Here is a 17,419-nt window from a genome sequence, read left to right on the forward strand (position 1 = left end):
GTCAGTTCTCCGCCTGGGCGTCGGACGGGTGGGCGGCGTCGGTGGTGGCGGCCGTGTCCGGGGCGCCGGGGCGGTCGAGGACGGCGAGGACTCGCAGGAGCGGCCGGCCGGTGGTGTGCAACTGGTCCAGGAGACGGGCCAGTTCGTCGGCGGTCTCCTCGACGGTGCGCTCACGGCGACCGGTGACACCGGGCAGCAGGGAATCGGCACGCCACTGGGCGACATGGTCGCGATAGGCGGCGAGGGGGCCGCTGATCTGCTCCTCCCACTGCGCCCTGCCAGCGTCCAGGTGGTGCCGGGCGGCGGCGACGGCGGCCGGGACGAGGGCCTGGAGCCGGTCCGGGTCCTGCGGGCCGCCGGTACGGGCCAGCCTCGGGCCGACCTTCGCGTCGCGCAGTGCGTCGGCCATGGGGCGTACCTCGGGTGTGCCGGTGCCGTCGGCGCCGAGCCCGGTGACGGCCATCCAGCGGACCACGGTCGGGCGGCCGAGGGCGTTGGAGTGGATGCCCTGGACGAGGAAGACCGGTCCTTCGACGTGGGGCGTGGTGATGACCGGGGCCTCCTGCCGGCCGAACTCGACCAGGACCTTGTCCGTCAGCCACTCCACCACCGGGTGGATGTCGGTGAGGAAGGAGACGTCGGGCCACATCGTGGTGCTGCTGTCCCTGGCCTCGTTGAGCTTGCGCTGCGCGAGGGTGCGGTCGAAGGTGACCAGCATCCGCTCGGCGACGCGCTGCTCCCTGAGGTAGGAGGGCGGCAGGGCCTTGAGGCGGTGCAGCAGGTCGGGTGCCAGGGCCGGGGAGAGGGAAAAGTAGGCGCCGCCCTCGGCGTCGGTGCCCGACGCCAGACCGATCAGGGCCTCGGCGCGCTCCTGGTACACCTCGTCGAGGGCGGTGGCGACGAAGTCGGCCGTGTCACCGTCGAAGAGGGAGATCAGCTCGGCGCGGGCGGGCAGCTCCTGTTCAGTGATCGTGTCCACCTGGCCGAACAGGTCGGCGAGCGCGGTGTCCTCGGCGGGGGCCGAGTCCAAGAACTCCTCGACGGTGGCGCCCCGGACCAGTTCCTTGATCAGTCGGCGCTCCTCCTCCTCGGCCCGGTAGAGCCCGGACACGGCCTCGGCCGTGCCGTCCAGCTTGTGTGCCTCCTCCTCCCGGCGCAGCAGCTTCTCGGCGACCGTTCGGTCGTCCTTGGCGCCGTGGGCGGCCGAGGTGAGGATCAGCGCGTGGAACCGGGGCTCGTGCTTCTGCCCGTAACGGTCGATACGGCCGTTGCGCTGTTCGATGCGGATCAGGGACCACGGGATGTCGTAGTGGATGAGGTGGTGGCACTGGCGGTGCAGGTTGACGCCCTCGGAGGCCACATCCCCCGTGAGCAGCAGCCGGACGGGGGTGTCGGCGAGGCCGAACGACTCCAGGACCTTGCCCTGCTCCTCGTCGCTGAGACCGCCGTGCATCACGGCCACGGCTTTTGATGTGCCCTCGGGTCCGACGGGGAAGCCGAGGCGGGCGGGAATGACCTCGGCGAGCCAGGTCAGCGTACGGACGCGTTCGGAGAAGACGACGGCCCGCGTGGGGGACTTGGGGCCGACGCCGATCTCCTTGAGCTGGGCGAGGAGTGCGTCGAGCTTGGCGGAGTCACCGGGAGCGGTGCCGTCACCCATGCCGGCGACGATCTTCCGGAGCCGGGCGAGCGCGGCCTGCTCGGTGGCGATGGCCGGATCGGGGCGTACTCCCTTCTCCTCGGCCTTGCGGACCCGGTCGGCGAGGGAGGCGACGCGGTTGGTGACCGTCTCGCCCAGGGCCATGTGCGAGGACAGGAAGGTCTTGAGCAGGTTGTAGGCGAAGACCGGTTCGACGGCGACCGAGACGGGGTCCTGGCCGGCCGTGCCGAACTCCGTGTCCGTCGGCGGGGCGGGAATCCAGTGCTCGGCCAGTTCGGCGAAGACCCGTTCCTCCGCCTCGGTGGCGGCGCAGTGGAGGGAGACGGTGGGGCCCCGGTCCGGCCATTCGGTGCCCATCTCGGCCCGGACCTCGGGGCTGATCTTGGTGCGCCGGATGTAGAGGTGCCCGAGGTCCCGGGCCGGGTCGTAGTGGTCGCGGTCGGCGATGGCGGCCGGGTCGAGGAGGGAGATCAGGTCCGCGAAGGACCGCTTGTCGCCGTTGTGCGGGGTGGCGCTGGCGAGCAGCAGGGCGTCCGTACGCGGTGCGAGGGTCTCGGCGAGGGCGCGGCGCTGGCTGCCCGGGTTGATCAGGTTGTGGGACTCGTCGATGACGACGGCGTCCCAGCGGATGCGCTCCAGGTGGTGCCGGTACTGGCCGATGTTCTTGAGGGTGTCCACGGAGATGATCACGCGCTTGTAGTGCGTGAACGGGTTCCGCCCCGCGGGAAGTTCGCGCTGGACGCGCTGGATACCGAGCGAGTCGAGCCGTACGAGCGGGATGGAGAAACGGGTCCACAGCTCGTGCTGGAACTGCTCCAGGATGCTCTGCGGGGTCACGACGAGGATGCGCTCGCCGCGGCCTCGGCGGATGAGCTCCGCGAGGGTCAGGCCGATCTCCAGGGTCTTGCCGAGGCCGACGACGTCGGCGATCAGGACCCGCGGGCGGAGGTTGCGCATGGACAGGGCGAGCTCGGCGGGGCGCTGCTGGTAGACGAGCGGGTCAAGGAGGAAGCGGTCGGCGAGGGCGAGGCCCCGCTCCGACTGGGGCAGCGGCGTCTTGCGCAGGGCCGCTTCGAGGAACAGGCGGCTGCGCCGGAAGTACGAGGAGGTGTCGGGCACGAGGCGGGTCTTCTCCGGGTCCAGGAGTTCCACCGTGTCGATCCCGCTGAAGAAGACGGCCTCCTCGTCCCGGACGAACTCGGAGACGCCGACCGCCTCGATCCTCTCCTCGTCATAGTCGGTCGTGCTGGTGTTGCGGACCAGCCACTCCTCGTCCCGTACGAGGATCTGCGCGCCCGGCGGGAACCGGGTCCCCTCCTGCGTCGCCCCCTGGTCGGTCACTCGCGGCCCCTTCGTCTTCCCGTGTGTTGTCGCTCTCGCCACCGCAAGTCTGTCACGGGGAGGAAGGCGGGTGTACGGGGTCGGGCGCGGTGCCGCGCCTACTCAGAAGCGGGCCTCGCGGGCGTACCCGGCGCGAATCTGCTCGGCGATCCTCAAGGGCGCGGAGGGCCGGACGGCAGGCCCCCCGCCGCGTGGGCGCGGACGGGTGTCCGGGCGCGAGGACGTGGTCTCCTGCCGGGCGGCGGCATCGGACTCCGAGCCGTCTCCGTCGAGGTCTTGGTCGGGGTCCTGGTCCGCGAGCGGGGTCACTGGCGCGCGCCCCCGCTCGTCGTCCTCGACCGCCGCCTGGTCGATGACGGCGGGCGTGTAGGCGGGTGCGCCGGCTCCCGCCGGGGGTTCGGGAGCCGGCGCGGGAAGCTGGGGCACGCTGATCTCGGGCGTCAGATCGGTGAGGCGGCGCTTGGCCTGGAGGGCGTTCAGACCCTGTTCCCGGATGACGCGCACCAGCCGCTCAGTGACCTCGGGCAGCAGCGGCCGTGCGCCCGGATCGAGCGCCAGCATGTCCGTGATCAGCGGCACCAGCTCTGGTGGGGCGTTCGTCAGATCGGGAGGGGTCGCCAGGTCCTCGATCTTCAGGGCGACGGCCTGCCACGTCGGCCCCTCGTACGGGTAGCGCCCGGTCGCGGCGAAGAGCAGCACCGCGCCCAGCGCGTACACGTCGGCGGACCGGTCCAACTGGTGCTCGCCCCGGGCCTGCTCGGGCGGCATACAGAGCACGCTGCCGACGACGAAGCCGGTGGCTGTCAGGGTGGTGCGGCGTTCCGCGAGCACAGCGAGACCGAAGTCGATCACCTTGGGGCCGTAGGGGGAGAGCAGGATGTTCTGCGGCTTCAGGTCGCGGTGGAGCAGTCCCGCGTCGTGGACCGTGCCGAGGCCCTCGGCGAGCAGCGCTCCGAGGCTGGCGGTCTCGACGAGCGGCAGCGGCCCCTGCCCGGCGACCAGGGTGCGCAGGTCGGGTCCGGGGACGTACTCGACCGCGAGCCAGGGCTGATCGGCGCTCGCGTCGGCGCCGACGAAGGCCGCGACGAAGGGGCCGTAGACGGTGCGCAGGCTCTCCACTTCGGACAGGAAGCGTGCCCGGGTGTCCTCGTCGAGCACGGAGGGCTTGATGACCTTCACAGCGGCCTGGTGGCCGGCCGCGGACTCGCCCAGGAACACCTGGCCCATGCCGCCGGAACCGATCCGGCACACGAGCGTGAAGCCCCCGATCTCCTTCGGGTCGTCGTCCCTCAGTGGTTCCACGGTGTCACGCCTCCCCCTTGCGGTCCGCACCCCACGATCCCGCGCGGTGGACCTACCCGGACCGGGAGGCAGTCTATGCAGGTCCTCCATCGCCCTGTACCGCCGCGTGACGGTCGTCGTCACGAGCCTGACAGGCCGTGGTCGTCCATCAATCGCATCAGGTTCCGCTTGCGTTTCTGGGTGGTGCGCAGGTCGGTGATGTACGCGGCGAAGTCGTCCGGTGTGCCGAGGCGGTGATGGCAGTCACGGATGCTCAGGAGCAGGCTGACGAGCTGTTCGTAGGCGCGATTGCCGGTCTCACGGGTGAGACGGGCGGCCAGGCGGAGGTAGACGGGGAGGGCATCGGTAGGGCGGGACTGGTCGGCGAGGGTGAGCCACTGGCCGTCGTAAGCGCCGAACTCGCCGGCTGTCTGCCAGGCGGCATCGAGGTCCTGGTCGTCGAGGAGGATGTCCACGAGGACGCTGGCACCGTGCGCACCCGCCCGTTCGGCATCGGCGCGGAGAAGTGTCAGTGCCCTGTCGCGGTCGGTCGGCCAGCATGCGGCGGCCCTGGCAGCGGCACGTAGCTGCTGGTAGGTGAGCAGGGTGCGGCGGGCCGTGAAGTGCTCGCGGCGCAGGGTGAGGGCGTCGTCGAGGCGGTGGGTTCGTGTGTAGCGGTCCGCGAGGTGGTCGACCAGGCCAGTGTCGACGGTGGCGAGGTCCGCTGTCTCGCGGATGCCGCGTTCCGCCCATTCCAGGGCTTCGGCGGTCCGGCCGGCGGTGTCGAGTTCTCGGGCGATGAGCAGATGGGTATGACCGTTCGGCGCGAGGTCGGCGGCGTGTACGGCGATCACCGTGTCGATGTCCCGCCCCGACTTCGCGAGGCGCTGCATGAGGTGCTTCTCGGCCCAGCCGGTGCGGTTCGCCTTCCATGCTTCCATCGCGTACCGGCGCAGGGCGGCCGTTCCCTGCTCGTCAAGCAGGCCCTCGTAGTCGAGGGGGTCGATGTCCGTCAGATCGGCCGCGTCGTCGAGCGCGTGCGTCACCAGCCAGTGCGCGAGTTCCTCCGGGTCGGGGCGGGCCGCGCGGCAGGCGTCGTGGTGGGCGTCGGCGAGGTCGCCACCGATCCGCCCGAGCCATCCGTCGGAGTCGTCGACGTTCTCGACCACGGCTGCCAGGAACCCGATCGCCTCCCGGGCCAGAGCCATCGCGTCGGCCGCCCGGCCGGAGGTCGTCAGTGACCGGATCACGATGACCGCCTGCCCTGCCTGGTCGGCGTAGGCACGGGCGTCGGCGTACTCGACGTATCCGTACTGGGCGAAGCGTCCGATGTCGAGCAGCTCACGGATGCGGGAGCGGACCTCGGCCAGATCTCCGCGAGCGCTCGCCGCTCTCAGTTCCAGACGGCGTCGCAGCTGCCGGTCCTCGGCCATCTCCTCCCGCACGAGCGCGACCAGGTCCTCCCGAGACAGGGCCGTCAACCAGGCGTCGAGGCCACGTGCCCTGCCCCGGCCCGACGCACGCTGCTGGGAGAGGTCTGTCTCCTGGCCGATCACGGTCAGGCCGAGCGCGACCAGATGCTTGCAGAAGTTGCCCTCCTGGCCGTACGGGCAGTCGCACACGCCTGTCGGCTTTCGGCGCCCGCCCAGGCGCAGCTCCACCTCATACCGCTCCGTGCCGCGTACCGACGCCCTGATCCAGCCGTCATCGACCTCGACCCCGGACACCGCGTCGACGTAAGCGAGTCCGCGTTCGAACGAACGCTCCCCGGCCAGCGCCCTCAGCTTCGCTTCCGTAAGACTGCCCACAACCCTCCGCACTCCGATGTGACTCGGGCTCCGTTCAACGGCCCTCACCCTAACGGCCGCCCGGTCGAACAACCCCAGGGATCAGCACGGCGCGACTCTGCAGTGCCGCACCCCCGCCGGTGAGGTCGTCGACCACTCCCACTCCCCCGGGCCTTCCCCGAAAGGATGCGCCACGGGTCCTGGTTGCGCCTACCGCCCCAACTCTCCATCGGGTCCGGTAGTCACCTCCCGAAACCGTATCCGGCTCCCCGCCGCAGCCGGGAAGGCCAGGGAGCCGAGATAGGGGTCGGGTAGGGCCAGGTCATGGACCTGCCAGTTGGTCGGGGCGCCCGGCACGGTGGTGGTGAGGTGGACCGGGCCTCGGGTGGCGGGGTGGGACTCCAGGGCGCTGAGATCGGTGACGATGCCGGTGCCGACCGCCTTGAGGGTGGCTTCCTTACGGGTCCAGCAGGCGAGGAAGCCACGGTCGCGCCGCACCGGATCGCCGATGGTGGAGAGTTCGGCACATTCCGCGGCGGTGAGGACCTTGGCCGCGAGGTCGGCGGACCAGATGGGGCGCTGCCTCTCCACGTCCACGCCGATCTCGTGCGGGGCGATCGCGAGCATCGCGCAGCCGTTGGTGTGGGAGATGCTGATCCACCAGGGGTTGACCGGGTGGATCACCCGAGGTGGGCCGTGTTCCAGGTCCCCGCACTCGGGGCAGGGGCGCCTGCCGAAGACCAGGCTCGCGGCCGGCACGTCGAGCAGTCGGCCCAGGGTGCGGCGCACAGCGGCGCGGTAGACGACGTACTCCTGTGAGCGCTGCCGCGGGAGCCGGGCGGCGGCCGCGAGCTCCGCGGGGCTGAGGACCGAGGGGGCGTCGACGGGGGCGGATCCGGAGGTGATCCACCACCAGATGTCGACGACGGCGGGTCTGTTGGGGTCCGCGGCGAGCCCTGCGACCGATGAACTTGTTGTGGGCATGCCAGCCAGTTCTGTTGCCGCCCGCGAGGGGCCGGGAAGATGCGCGACAAGCGTAGCGAGCCAGGACTAGCACACAAAGCGCGTGGCACCTGCCTGCCAATGACGCTTCATGGTGAACCGAACCGGGATCCGGTTCGTGACCATAAGTGATGACCACACTGCGCACCGCAGACGATGAGGGGAAGTAGCGGCAGTTTCCTGCGAAATGTTCATACTCAGCACGACAGGCCCATAAATTGATGGTTGCCCTGCTATCCGAAGGCGACTGCCATGTGCTCTATCAGTGCACCCAACTAGCAACGCTTCGCACCTTTTCACCTGCGGCACAAAAGCCTCACACGATGTGTTCCAGTCACCAGCGACGCACCATCACCGACACGGACAGCCTTTATGAAACAAGGTTGGATAGTCAATAGCAGAACATTTCGTTGACACTTCACCAAATAAACCTCGTTGACCGAATCGCTACCGTGGATATAGCCTTAGTCCGACGTTCAAACGTTCGAAACAGCGGGCGGGAGACAGTGGTTAATCGGGAGTCCAAGTCACTGCCGGGACCTCCGGAAAGAAACCCGGTGGCCGATGAAGTCGGCCGGGCGTTATTACAGTTACAAGAGCTCATCAAGACCACCCAGTGCGATGGAGAAGAAGCTTCTGCTTCTGGCACCGTCCGTATCCTGAAGTCCGGGGAGAGCGCGGTCGACGTCTGCGGTCAACTGATCGACGCAGCCCGGTCCGATGTGGGCATCATCGTCCAGGCGCCCGGCTCCGAGGTGGCGGCCATCGCGCTGGAGCTGCTGAGCCGACCGGGGCACCACGCGCATATGCGGCTGTTGTGTGCCGCCCCTGTGGTGCACTCAGGGGCGTTCCGTGCCGCCCTCACCCAGTCGGCCCTCTCGTACACGGTCCGCGTCGCCGACTCCTATCTGAGCGAGACCGTGGTGGTGGACTCCCGCGCGGCGGTGCTCTGGTCGGATCGCCCAGGTGGCGGGCGGCAGGCATCGTTTATCTCCGACCCGGCCTCCGCCGGCGCGCTCTCCTCGCTGTTTGCCACCCGATGGATGAGCGCCGCGCCCGCAAAGCCCGGAGCCGAGGCCGGCCGGGCGCGCAGCGAGACGGGTCGGCGCATCCTGGAGTCCCTCAGAGACGGCCGCACCGATGAAGCCGCGGCACGGGAACTATCCATTCCGCTGAGGACATACCGGCGCTATGTCGCCGAGATCATGCGGGAGATCGATGCGAGTTCCCGCTTCCAGGCCGGTGCGCGAGCCGTGCAGCTTGGTCTGCTCCCCCAAGGGGAGTGACAGAAGGAATCACAGGGCCTCCCACACGGGGGCCCGGTCCGGCCACGCCGTCGGCCGGCGCGAGTGACATGGGGGAAGAAAACATGGGGGAAGAGTTCGATGCGGCACTCGGAGAGGTCCGCGACCTTATCGACACCGCGGTGTCCAAGTACCACGAATGGGCACTACGCAGCCGATTGGTGGTGCCGGTCGGCCCCGACGCCAATGTCGTCCGGCAGGCGATAGCGCAGCTGATCGGCAGCGCCCGGCACACCATAGACGTGGTGATCGCGTCCGAGACCGAGCAGACGGTTCAACTGCTGGCCGCGCTGCGGAGTCTGTTGGAAGCCGAGGACAGCCGGGTCCGCGCCAGGGTGGTGTGTACCCACGCGGCGCTTGAACAGGACGCGTTCCGTGAGTTCCTCGACCAGGGCGACAAGCTGCAGATCCGGGTGGCGCGGGTGCCCTATCTGGAGACGGTGATCGTGGACGGGAGGATGGTGCTGGTGCGCACCGAGCCCGGCTCCCACGCCTCACTGGTGCAGGCCCAGCCCCTTTTGGAGGCGCTGCACGGCCTGTTTCTGAGTGCCTGGCGCCATGGCACGGTGCCGTGCGGCCGGATCGACCTGGGCAACGCCGACCGTACCGATCTGGCCGCGGCCATCCTGGAGCGGTTGAACGCCGGCGGGACCGATCAGGCCGCGGCGCGTGAACTGGGCGTCTCGGTGCGGACCTACCGACGCTATGTGGCGGGGATCATGGACGCTCTGGGCACGAAGTCCCGTTTCCAGGCAGGGGTGCGTGCGGCTGAGGCCGGGCTGCTCCAGCCTCCGCACCGCAGGTCCGTGAACGAGCCCCAGTTGCTGCCGTCCCATCGTCTGGCGCCCACCGGCGGCGTCGAACTCGCAGCGCCCCACTGCCCCCAGTCCCCGTCCGACACCGGGCTGCTCCAGTTGGCGCACCGCACCGCGAAGGACGCGGTGCGCCGTACCGTGAAAGGGGGCGCGCGCGGTGGGTTCAACCGACTGGCACCCGGGGCAGCTTCGTGCCAATGACGGTCGGCTGAACCGCGTTCCCGGCCGCTCATCGCCCGGTGATCCGACAGGTTATTGACAGCTCCCAGAAAGAACATGGCACGGCTGCCCGAAGGAATCTAGATTCCCTTCGGGTGGCCGTTCACATTGCGGAAGCAGGGCCGCCGATGCGGCCGGCCATCCCGGCGCAGGTACTTCACCGACCGCCAGGAGAACGCATATGAGCGGATTACCGAAAGCTGGCGCTGCGGACCGGCTCACAGAATTCAAGGAGCTACGGGAGCGGATACGTCGAGGGCCGAGCGAGGAATCGACCAAAGCCCAGCACGCCAAGGGTAAGTTGACCGCACGGGAGCGGATCGACCTACTTCTCGACGAGGGTTCCTTCCATGAGATCGAGCCGCTGCGTCGACACCGTGCCACGGGTTTCGGTCTGGAATCCCGCAGGCCCCACACGGATGGTGTGGTGACCGGTTGGGGCACGGTGAACGGAAGTACCGTTTTCACCTACGCCCATGATTTCCGGATCTTCGGCGGGGCACTGGGCGAAGCGCATGCGCAGAAGATCCACAAGGTAATGGACATGGCCCTGGCCGCGGGGGCTCCTTTGGTCTCGCTCAACGACGGTGCGGGCGCCCGCATTCAGGAGGGTGTCATTGCGCTCGCCGGATACGGCGGGATATTCCAGCGCAATAGCCTTGCCTCCGGGGTCATTCCGCAGATCAGTGTGATGCTCGGCCCCTGCGCGGGCGGGGCGGCATACTCTCCGGCGCTCACGGATTTCGTCTTCATGGTCCGTGAAACGTCCCAGATGTTCATCACAGGACCGGACGTGGTACACGCCGTCACCGGAGAGCGAATCACCCAGAACGGCCTCGGTGGCGCCGATGTGCACTCCGCGGTCTCCGGCGTGGCCCACTTCGCCTATGACGACGAGCAGACCTGTATCGAAGAAGTCCGCTATCTGCTTTCGCTCCTACCCCAGAACAACCACGCGACCTCACCCGCGATCCCCTGCGACGACCCGATCGACCGCCTTTCGCCCGAACTCCTCGAACTGGTCCCGGCGGACGCCAACCAGCCGTACGACATGCGGAAGGTGATTGAGGCGGTCGTTGACCACGGCGAATACCTGGAGGTCCACGAGCGCTGGGCCATGAATGTGCTGTGCGTACTGGCGCGGGTGGACGGCCATGTGATCGGCATCATCGCCAACCAGCCGCAGTCCCTGGCCGGTGTTCTCGACATCGATGCCAGCGACAAGGCCGCCCGCTTCGTCCAGATGTGCGACGCGTTCAACATTCCCTTGGTGACCCTGCTGGATGTGCCCGGCTTTCTGCCCGGAGTCGACCAGGAACACCACGGCATCATCCGACACGGGGCAAAGCTGCTCTACGCCTACTGCGCCGCCACCGTCCCGCGTATCCAACTGATCCTGCGCAAGGCATACGGCGGGGCGTACATCGTCATGGACTCCCGTTCCATCGGGGCCGACCTCTCCTTCGCCTGGCCGAGCAACGAGATCGCGGTCATGGGCGCGGAGGGCGCGGCGAACGTGGTCTTCCGGCGAGACATCCAGAACGCCGAGGACCCCGAGGCGATGCGCGCCCAGCGCATCAAGGAGTACCAGTCGGAGCTGATGCACCCCTACTACGCGGCGGAACGCGGGTTGGTGGATGACGTGATCGACCCGGCTGAGACCAGATCGGTGCTCGCCGCCTCACTCGCCATGCTCCGCACCAAGCACGCCGATCTACCGAACCGCAAGCACGGCAACCCGCCCATGTGAGGGCCGGACCCGGATGCGCAGAACCGTACCGACGCCGTGCCCAAAACCCACGCCCGTACCCGGAGCCGTACCCGGCCCGGAGCCGAAGGCACGAGCAACCAACACCAACACCAACACCAACAGGAGAGGACCAGAAGTGAACGAACCCACCGAGGAGCCCCTGTTCCGCGTCGTGAGCGGCGCACCCACCCCCGAGGAACTCGCGGCGCTGACCGCGGTGCTGCTCTCCCGCACCGGATCGGCCGCCGAGCCGAGCTCGGCGGAGGTTCTGCGGATCGTCCCCCGCGGGCTCGCGCACCGGCAGCTCGGATATCTCTCGTACCTCTCGCCTTCGAGTTGGCAGCGAATCGCCTGAACCATTCGCCGCGGAGGCTCCGAGCGGGCTCTGAGCGTCCGGAAAGTGTCAGGAGTGGCAGTCCGCTGCCGTCGTGCGCGGGGCCGACTGGCAGCTAACGGACACGGCCTTGAGTCACTTTCTCCCAGGTGAATAGCATCGAGATCGTTCAAGGGTTTGCGCATTCGCCACCCGACCGAAACCTCCCCTCCCGAAAGCAGGAAGAAACATGTCCACGACCATCACGGAACGCCGCGAGACCATCAAGGAAATCGTCTGCGACATTCTGGAGATCGAGCCCGATGACGTGACGTCGACCAGCCGGTTCAAGGAGGACCACGATGCGGACTCGCTGCGCGCCATCGAAATCCTCGCTTCGCTCGAAAAGACCTTCAACGTCGTGATCAACCAGAGTGAACTCGGTCGGATGGTCAACCTCGACGGTGTTTACGAAGTCGTCGCGGAAGCCGCCGACTGGAAGTAGGTCGGGCGGCGCCACAGTCACGGACACGCACCTCAAGGAAAGGCCGGTTCGCCGGCCTGCCAGATAACGGGATGAACATGTCTGACATACCGGCGAACAGAGTTGTCATCACAGGTCTCGGCGCGGTCTCCAGCATCGGCCTGGGAGCCAGCGAATTCCTCTCCGGGCTGCGATCCGGCCGTAGCGCCGCAAAGCCGATCACCTCGTTCGACACCACGGGCTACGACCATGCCAACGCCTGCGAGATCGAAGGCTTCGACGCCCGGCAATGGATCAAGAACCTGGAAGTCGAGACCCTCGGCCGCGCCAGCCAGTTCTCGGTGACCGCGGCGCGCATGGCGGTGGAAGACGCGTCACTGGCGGACGCGGACCTGTGCTCCGCCCGCTGTCTGATCTCCATCGGCACCACCGATGGCGAGTCCCGCGACCTCGACCACCTCGTCGAGACCGAGGTGCGCCACGGTCCCGAGCGGATGGACCCCGTGGTCACCGCGAGGGTGCCGGCCGGCCGACTGTCGGCGGCGATCGCCCATGAGTTCGGGATGACCCAGGTGGAAGCGGTCACCCTGCCCACCGCCTGTGCCGCCGGCAACTACGCCATCGGCTACGGCTATGACGCGGTGCGAGCGGGTGAGATCGACTACGCCCTCGTGGGTGGCGCCGACGCGCTGTGCCGCAAGACCTTCACCGGCTTCTACCGCCTCGGGACCATCGCACCGGAGCTGTGCCAGCCGTTCGACATCGACCGCAAGGGAGTCCTCACCGGTGAGGGCGCCGGCGTACTGCTCCTGGAGAGCCTGGAGTCCGCCCTCGCCCGGGGCGCGACCATCCATGCCGAGGTGCTCGGGTACGGGCTCAACTGCGATGCGTACCACCCGGTGGCTCCCAACCAGGACAGCATCGCGCAGTGCATGCAACTGGCTCTCGACAGTGCGGGGGTCAAGCCGGAAGAGGTGGACTTCATCTCCGCCCACGGCACCGGCACCAAGGCCAACGACGTGACCGAGGCCCGCGCGATCCGACAGGTCTTCGGGGATCGCACCCCGAAGACGATCTCCATCAAATCGATGATCGGCCACAGCATGGGGGCCGCCAGTGCCCTCGCCTCGATCGGCTGTGCTCTGGCCCTCACCGAGGGTTTCATCCCGCCGACCATCAACCACGTCGAGACCGACCCCGAGTGCAATGTGGACTGTGTGCCCAACCAGGCCGTCGAGGCCGATCTGCGGGTCGTCCAGAACAACGGACTGGCCTTCGGTGGCAACAACTCCGTCGTGATCTTCGGCAAGTACGAGGCGGACCGGATATGACCACTGAACCCCAGGCATTCGCCCAGAGCCGTTCCACTCCCTCCGATGGCGCACCGGATCTGGTCTTCACCGGTATCGGCGCCGTCGCCAGCGTCGGCGGTTCGGCCGATGAGATCTTCCAAGCCCTGTGCGCCGGCCGCAGTGGGCTGGCCGAACTGCGCTCCTTCGACCGCGGTCGCTACCGGGTGCAGCACGCGTATGAGATCGACGATCGGCCGGAATCGGGTGCGGACGCACCGGGCCGGGCCACCCGTTGGCTGCTCGATGCCATCGCCGAGGCGGCGCGGGACGCGGGGCTCGGCGAGGACCTGGCCGGTATCCCGATCCTCATCGGCACCGGGCTGCGCGAGCTGCGTTCGGCCGAGCTGGGCTGGCGGGACGGCGCCGACTTCGACCTGGCGCGGCTGCACTTCGGCACCGCGCTGCGCGAGCGCTTCGGGGCGGTTCGCACCTACACCTTCTCCAACGCGTGCTCCGCCTCCCTCTACGCGCTCGCCCTGGGCAGCGATCTGCTGGCCGCGGGCGAGGCCGAGACCGTCATCGTGGCCGGTGTCGACACCCTCACCGAGAGTATGTACGGGCTCCTCGACCGGGTTCATATGGAGGCGCCCGACCAGCTGCGGCCGTTCGACCGGGAGCGCAAGGGCGTTCTGATGGGCGAAGGCGCGGCGGCGGTCGTCCTGCGGCGGGCCGACTCCAACGGAGGGGCCCCCGTCCGCGGCAGGCTCCGCTCGGTCGCGGTGAACTGCGATGCCTACCATGTGACCGCGCCCGACCCCAACGGCATCGCCGAGGCGGTACGCACGGCGCATCGGGAGGCCGGGGTCAAGCCCGAGGACATCGATCTCGTCATGCTCCACGGCACCGGCACCCTGCTCAATGACGAGGCCGAGGCCACCGCGGTGGGAGAGGTCTTCGGCTCCCATGTCTCCCGCCCCCTGATGACGGCCATCAAGTCGATGACCGGGCACACCTCGGGCGGCTCCGGACTCCTCAGCCTGATCGTGGCGCTCCAAGCCATCGAAGGCGGACGGATCCCCCCGGTGGTGGGGCTACGTGAGCCCGTCGCGGAGGCGGAGAGCTTCCGGCTGGTCAGGGACGAGCAGCGGATCGCCGAACCGCTCTTGGCCCAGGTGGACGCGTTCGGGTTCGGCGGCGTCAACGCGGTCGCCATTGTGGAGAGGGCGGCGCTGTGAGCACCACTGACATCCTGATCACCGGGATCGGCACCGCGCTGCCGGGCGTCGAAGGACCGATGGACCTGGTGGACACCGCCACTCCGCGCGCGGGTACGGCTCCCCCTGTCGATCCGGCCGCCCTCATCGGCAAGCGCGGGCTGCGCTACAAGGACCGCGCCTCCCAACTCGCGCTCTGCGCCGCTCTGGCCGCTCTGACGGACGCCGGGTTGTGGGCGAAGGACCAGCTCACGGTGGCCGGGCCTTCGGTGGCCGTGGTGGTCAGCTCCAACCTCGGCAATCTCGACACCGTCTGCGAGGTGGCCGCCGACATCACAACGGAGGGGGTCAACGGCATCAGCCCCATGGGCCTGCCCAATGCCTCCAGCAATGTCATCGCCTCGTCCGTCGCCATCCGATTCGGCCTTCAGGGACCCAATCTGATGGTGTGCAACGGAGCCACCTCCGGTCTGGACGCCGTGCACTGGGGCGCCGCCATGCTCCGGGCCGGCCGGGCCGAACGGGCCCTGGTCATCGGGGTGGAGACACACAACGGCCCGGTGGAGTGGCTCGTCGGCCGGCCCGCCGCCGAGCTCCTGGACGGAGCGGTCGCCCTGCTGCTGGAGACGGCCCCGGCCGCCGCCGAACGCGGGAGCGCCCCCATCGCGGTCCTGGGCTCCTACGCCCGTGAGGCCAGCGTCGAGGCCTGTGTACGCCGACTGGTGCCCACCCACAGCGGTCAGCCGGGATCCTGGTTCGTCCCCGAGGGGCACCGGGAGGCATCGCCGGCACCACTGGCCGGGGTGGCGCGCACCGATCTCACCGAGCGCTTCGGCAGGGCGTCGGGGGCGCTGGGAGTGCTCCAGTGCGCCACCGCGGCACGCCAGCTGGCCGCGGGGGGAGAAGCGATCGAGCAGCCCCCGGTCCTGGTGACCTCGGGCAACGACCACGATGACGCGTCCGCCGGACTGCTGCTGCGCGCTGTGGGGGCATCGGCCTGATGTCACCGTCCACCCCGGTCTCCGTACGCAGAAGCGGTACGGGAAGCCCCTCAGGACTCGATGGCGGTGCGGAATCCTCCGTACGTCCAGAGGGCGGTGCGGGAGCAGCCCCGCGTGCGGAGCGTCAAAGCCGCGCCCCACGGGTGTTGTTCCTGCACGGTCTGGCCGGGGGCGGCAATGTCTGGGACGCGTATCTGGAACGCACGGCCGGTGCGGACCAGGAGAACTGGATCGCGGAACTGCCCTGGCGGGCCACGGAATCGCCCGACTGGACGGCCCGCTCCCCCGCCCACTGGATTCGGCGGGCACTGGACCAGGTGCCCGACGGGCCCGATGTGGTTGTCGCCCACTCCTTCGGCGCCAACGCACTGCTCTCCCTGCTCGCCGACCCGGCCGGACCGCCGCGTGGGGTGCGGATGCCACGGGCCGTGGTGCTGGTCTCACCGTTCTACCGGGCCCACGCCGAGGCGTTCGACTGGGATTCGATCTCGTACTACCTCAACCGCTTCGACGCCATCCTCGCCGACGGGCTGCGGGTCCGCTCCGGCGGACGGCTCCCCGACGAGTTGCGCCGGGGCATGGCGCTCAAGGTGCGGGACCGGATCGGGCCCTACGGCTGGATGAGCTTCTTCGACACCTATCTACGGACCCCGCAGCTGCGCTGCGACCGGTTGGACGTGCCGGTGCTGATCGTCGGAGGTGGGCGTGACTTCGCGGCCTTCCCGCGCGACAGCCACGCCCTGGGCGACGCACTGCCGCACGCGACCGTGCACATCCTCCCCGAGTCCGGCCATTTCGCGATGGCCGAGCAGGCGCCCGAGTTCGCCGCCCTCACCCGGGAGTTCATCGACACCGTCGTCCGGCCGCCCGCGGCCCTGGCCGACACACCGACAAGGGAGCACCACTGATGACCCTGGCGACCGGAACGGGCCTCAAGGCCCTCCTGGAGACCGAGACCACCGTCCACGTACGCCCCCGCTACGAGGGCTCGAACATCAACACGTGGATCGGCTTCAAGCACGTCAACTACATGGTCGAGGAGGCGGTACTGGACCACTTCCGTACCGCCGGGCTCCCCTCCCGGGCACTGTTCGAGGAGTTGGGGCTCGGCCTTGACCTGGTCGATCTGGACACCCGTATCCTGCACGCCTTCCACCAGGACGATGTGGCCCGCGCGGTCGTCGCTCCGACCACGGAGGAGGGCGACACCCGGATCTCACTGGCGGTCACCCTCTTCGTCGAGCGGGACGGCAAGGAGGTCAAGGCGGTCACCTCCAAGGTGAAGGTCTCCCTGCGGATCGACAGCTATCTGCCCGCCGAAGGGCTTCCGGCACAGCTGGAGCCGTACGCGGTGCCGCGCCTCGGTGGCCTCATCGGGCACGGCGGGCACCACGGCAGCGAGGTCTCGGCGCTGCCGGCCACAGCGCTGTCGGACGGTCGGGGGACCACCGGCGCCGACCCGGTGCTTGAGCAGCTGACCGCGGGCGCCAACGCCTTCGGCTGGAAGTGGCGCATCCCCTACCCGTACTGCCACTTCAACGAGCGCCTCCAGCTCTCCGGCTATCTGCGCCAGGTGGAGGAGGTCGTGGACCTCTTCCTCGCCGACCGGGGGATCTCCATCAAGACCCTGCTGGATGACCGCAAGTGGATTCCGGTGGTCCCGCACTCGCGGGTGCGGCTCCTCGACGAGGCGCTGATGGAGGAGGACCTGTACACGGTCTTCACCGTGGAGGAGGTCTTCAAGGACTTCACCTACACGGCACGCACCGACTTCTACGTGGTACGGGACGGTCGTCTCGTCCAGACCGCCACCGGCCGGATCACCCATGGCTACGCGGTGTTCGAGAACCGGCTCGACTGGAGCCTGGTCAACTTCGACGAGCGGGTGCTGCGCGCGCTCAGCGGCGAGCGCCCCACCGGCTGAACCGGGGCCCGGTAACCCTCCCCGCCTCACCT

The 17,419-nt window shown here is 68.9% G+C and carries 14 protein-coding genes; 10 read left to right on the forward strand and 4 right to left on the reverse strand.

Annotated elements, in window-relative coordinates:
• Position 1: 1 nt before the first annotated feature.
• The 4 genes from NBG84_RS06240 to NBG84_RS06255 all read right to left on the reverse strand — a co-directional run bounded on the left by NBG84_RS06240 (position 2) and on the right by NBG84_RS06255 (position 7,053).
• A complete protein-coding gene (locus tag NBG84_RS06240) occupies positions 2-3,001 on the reverse strand; it encodes an SNF2-related protein (protein WP_250918262.1) in 3,000 nt (999 codons plus the stop codon).
• A gap of 102 nt (positions 3,002-3,103) precedes the next feature.
• A complete protein-coding gene (locus NBG84_RS06245; protein ID WP_250918263.1) occupies positions 3,104-4,303 on the reverse strand; it encodes a serine/threonine-protein kinase in 1,200 nt (399 codons plus the stop codon).
• Positions 4,304-4,422: 119 nt separating this feature from the next.
• On the reverse strand, positions 4,423-6,090 hold the full coding sequence (locus NBG84_RS06250; protein ID WP_250918264.1) for an SWIM zinc finger family protein: 1,668 nt from the start codon (positions 6,088-6,090) through the stop codon (positions 4,423-4,425).
• 189 nt (positions 6,091-6,279) lie between these two features.
• The gene (locus NBG84_RS06255; RefSeq protein WP_250918265.1) at positions 6,280-7,053 is read right to left on the reverse strand and encodes a 4'-phosphopantetheinyl transferase family protein; all 774 of its coding nucleotides are present in this window, start codon (positions 7,051-7,053) and stop codon (positions 6,280-6,282) included.
• Between the two features lie 575 nt (positions 7,054-7,628).
• On the opposite strand from NBG84_RS06255, the gene NBG84_RS06260 reads away from it, so the two are divergent.
• The 10 genes from NBG84_RS06260 (at position 7,629) to NBG84_RS06305 (ending at position 17,387) form a co-directional block, all read left to right on the forward strand.
• Entirely contained in the window at positions 7,629-8,357 is a 729-nt protein-coding gene (locus tag NBG84_RS06260; RefSeq protein ID WP_250918266.1) for a DNA-binding response regulator, read from the forward strand.
• An 83-nt stretch (positions 8,358-8,440) separates the two neighbouring features.
• Complete coding sequence (locus tag NBG84_RS06265) at positions 8,441-9,391, forward strand: TrmB family transcriptional regulator sugar-binding domain-containing protein (protein WP_250918267.1); 951 nt, start codon at positions 8,441-8,443, stop codon at positions 9,389-9,391.
• A 199-nt stretch (positions 9,392-9,590) separates the two neighbouring features.
• Entirely contained in the window at positions 9,591-11,159 is a 1,569-nt protein-coding gene (locus NBG84_RS06270) for an acyl-CoA carboxylase subunit beta (RefSeq protein WP_250918268.1), read from the forward strand.
• A 136-nt stretch (positions 11,160-11,295) separates the two neighbouring features.
• The gene (locus tag NBG84_RS06275) at positions 11,296-11,514 is read left to right on the forward strand and encodes an acyl-CoA carboxylase subunit epsilon (protein WP_250918269.1); all 219 of its coding nucleotides are present in this window, start codon (positions 11,296-11,298) and stop codon (positions 11,512-11,514) included.
• A 208-nt stretch (positions 11,515-11,722) separates the two neighbouring features.
• Positions 11,723-11,977: an acyl carrier protein gene (locus tag NBG84_RS06280; RefSeq protein WP_250918270.1), complete on the forward strand. Its 255-nt coding sequence runs from the start codon at positions 11,723-11,725 to the stop codon at positions 11,975-11,977.
• A gap of 77 nt (positions 11,978-12,054) precedes the next feature.
• Positions 12,055-13,287 (forward strand): beta-ketoacyl-[acyl-carrier-protein] synthase family protein, encoded by a 1,233-nt coding sequence (locus tag NBG84_RS06285; RefSeq protein ID WP_250918271.1) that lies wholly within the window; start codon positions 12,055-12,057, stop codon positions 13,285-13,287.
• Positions 13,284-14,483 carry a beta-ketoacyl synthase N-terminal-like domain-containing protein gene (locus NBG84_RS06290; RefSeq protein WP_250918272.1) on the forward strand — a complete coding sequence of 400 codons (1,200 nt, stop codon included), beginning with the start codon at positions 13,284-13,286 and terminating at the stop codon, positions 14,481-14,483. The genes NBG84_RS06285 and NBG84_RS06290 overlap by 4 nt, the downstream gene beginning before the upstream one ends.
• The gene (locus tag NBG84_RS06295) at positions 14,480-15,463 is read left to right on the forward strand and encodes a beta-ketoacyl synthase N-terminal-like domain-containing protein (RefSeq protein WP_250918273.1); all 984 of its coding nucleotides are present in this window, start codon (positions 14,480-14,482) and stop codon (positions 15,461-15,463) included. The genes NBG84_RS06290 and NBG84_RS06295 overlap by 4 nt, the downstream gene beginning before the upstream one ends.
• The gene (locus NBG84_RS06300; protein WP_250918274.1) at positions 15,463-16,371 is read left to right on the forward strand and encodes an alpha/beta fold hydrolase; all 909 of its coding nucleotides are present in this window, start codon (positions 15,463-15,465) and stop codon (positions 16,369-16,371) included. The genes NBG84_RS06295 and NBG84_RS06300 overlap by 1 nt, the downstream gene beginning before the upstream one ends.
• Complete coding sequence (locus tag NBG84_RS06305; RefSeq protein WP_250918275.1) at positions 16,371-17,387, forward strand: thioesterase family protein; 1,017 nt, start codon at positions 16,371-16,373, stop codon at positions 17,385-17,387. The genes NBG84_RS06300 and NBG84_RS06305 overlap by 1 nt, the downstream gene beginning before the upstream one ends.
• Positions 17,388-17,419: the final 32 nt, after the last annotated feature.

The sequence above is a fragment of the Streptomyces albipurpureus genome (assembly GCF_023701525.1).
Taxonomy (GTDB): Bacteria; Actinomycetota; Actinomycetes; order Streptomycetales; family Streptomycetaceae; genus Streptomyces; species Streptomyces albipurpureus.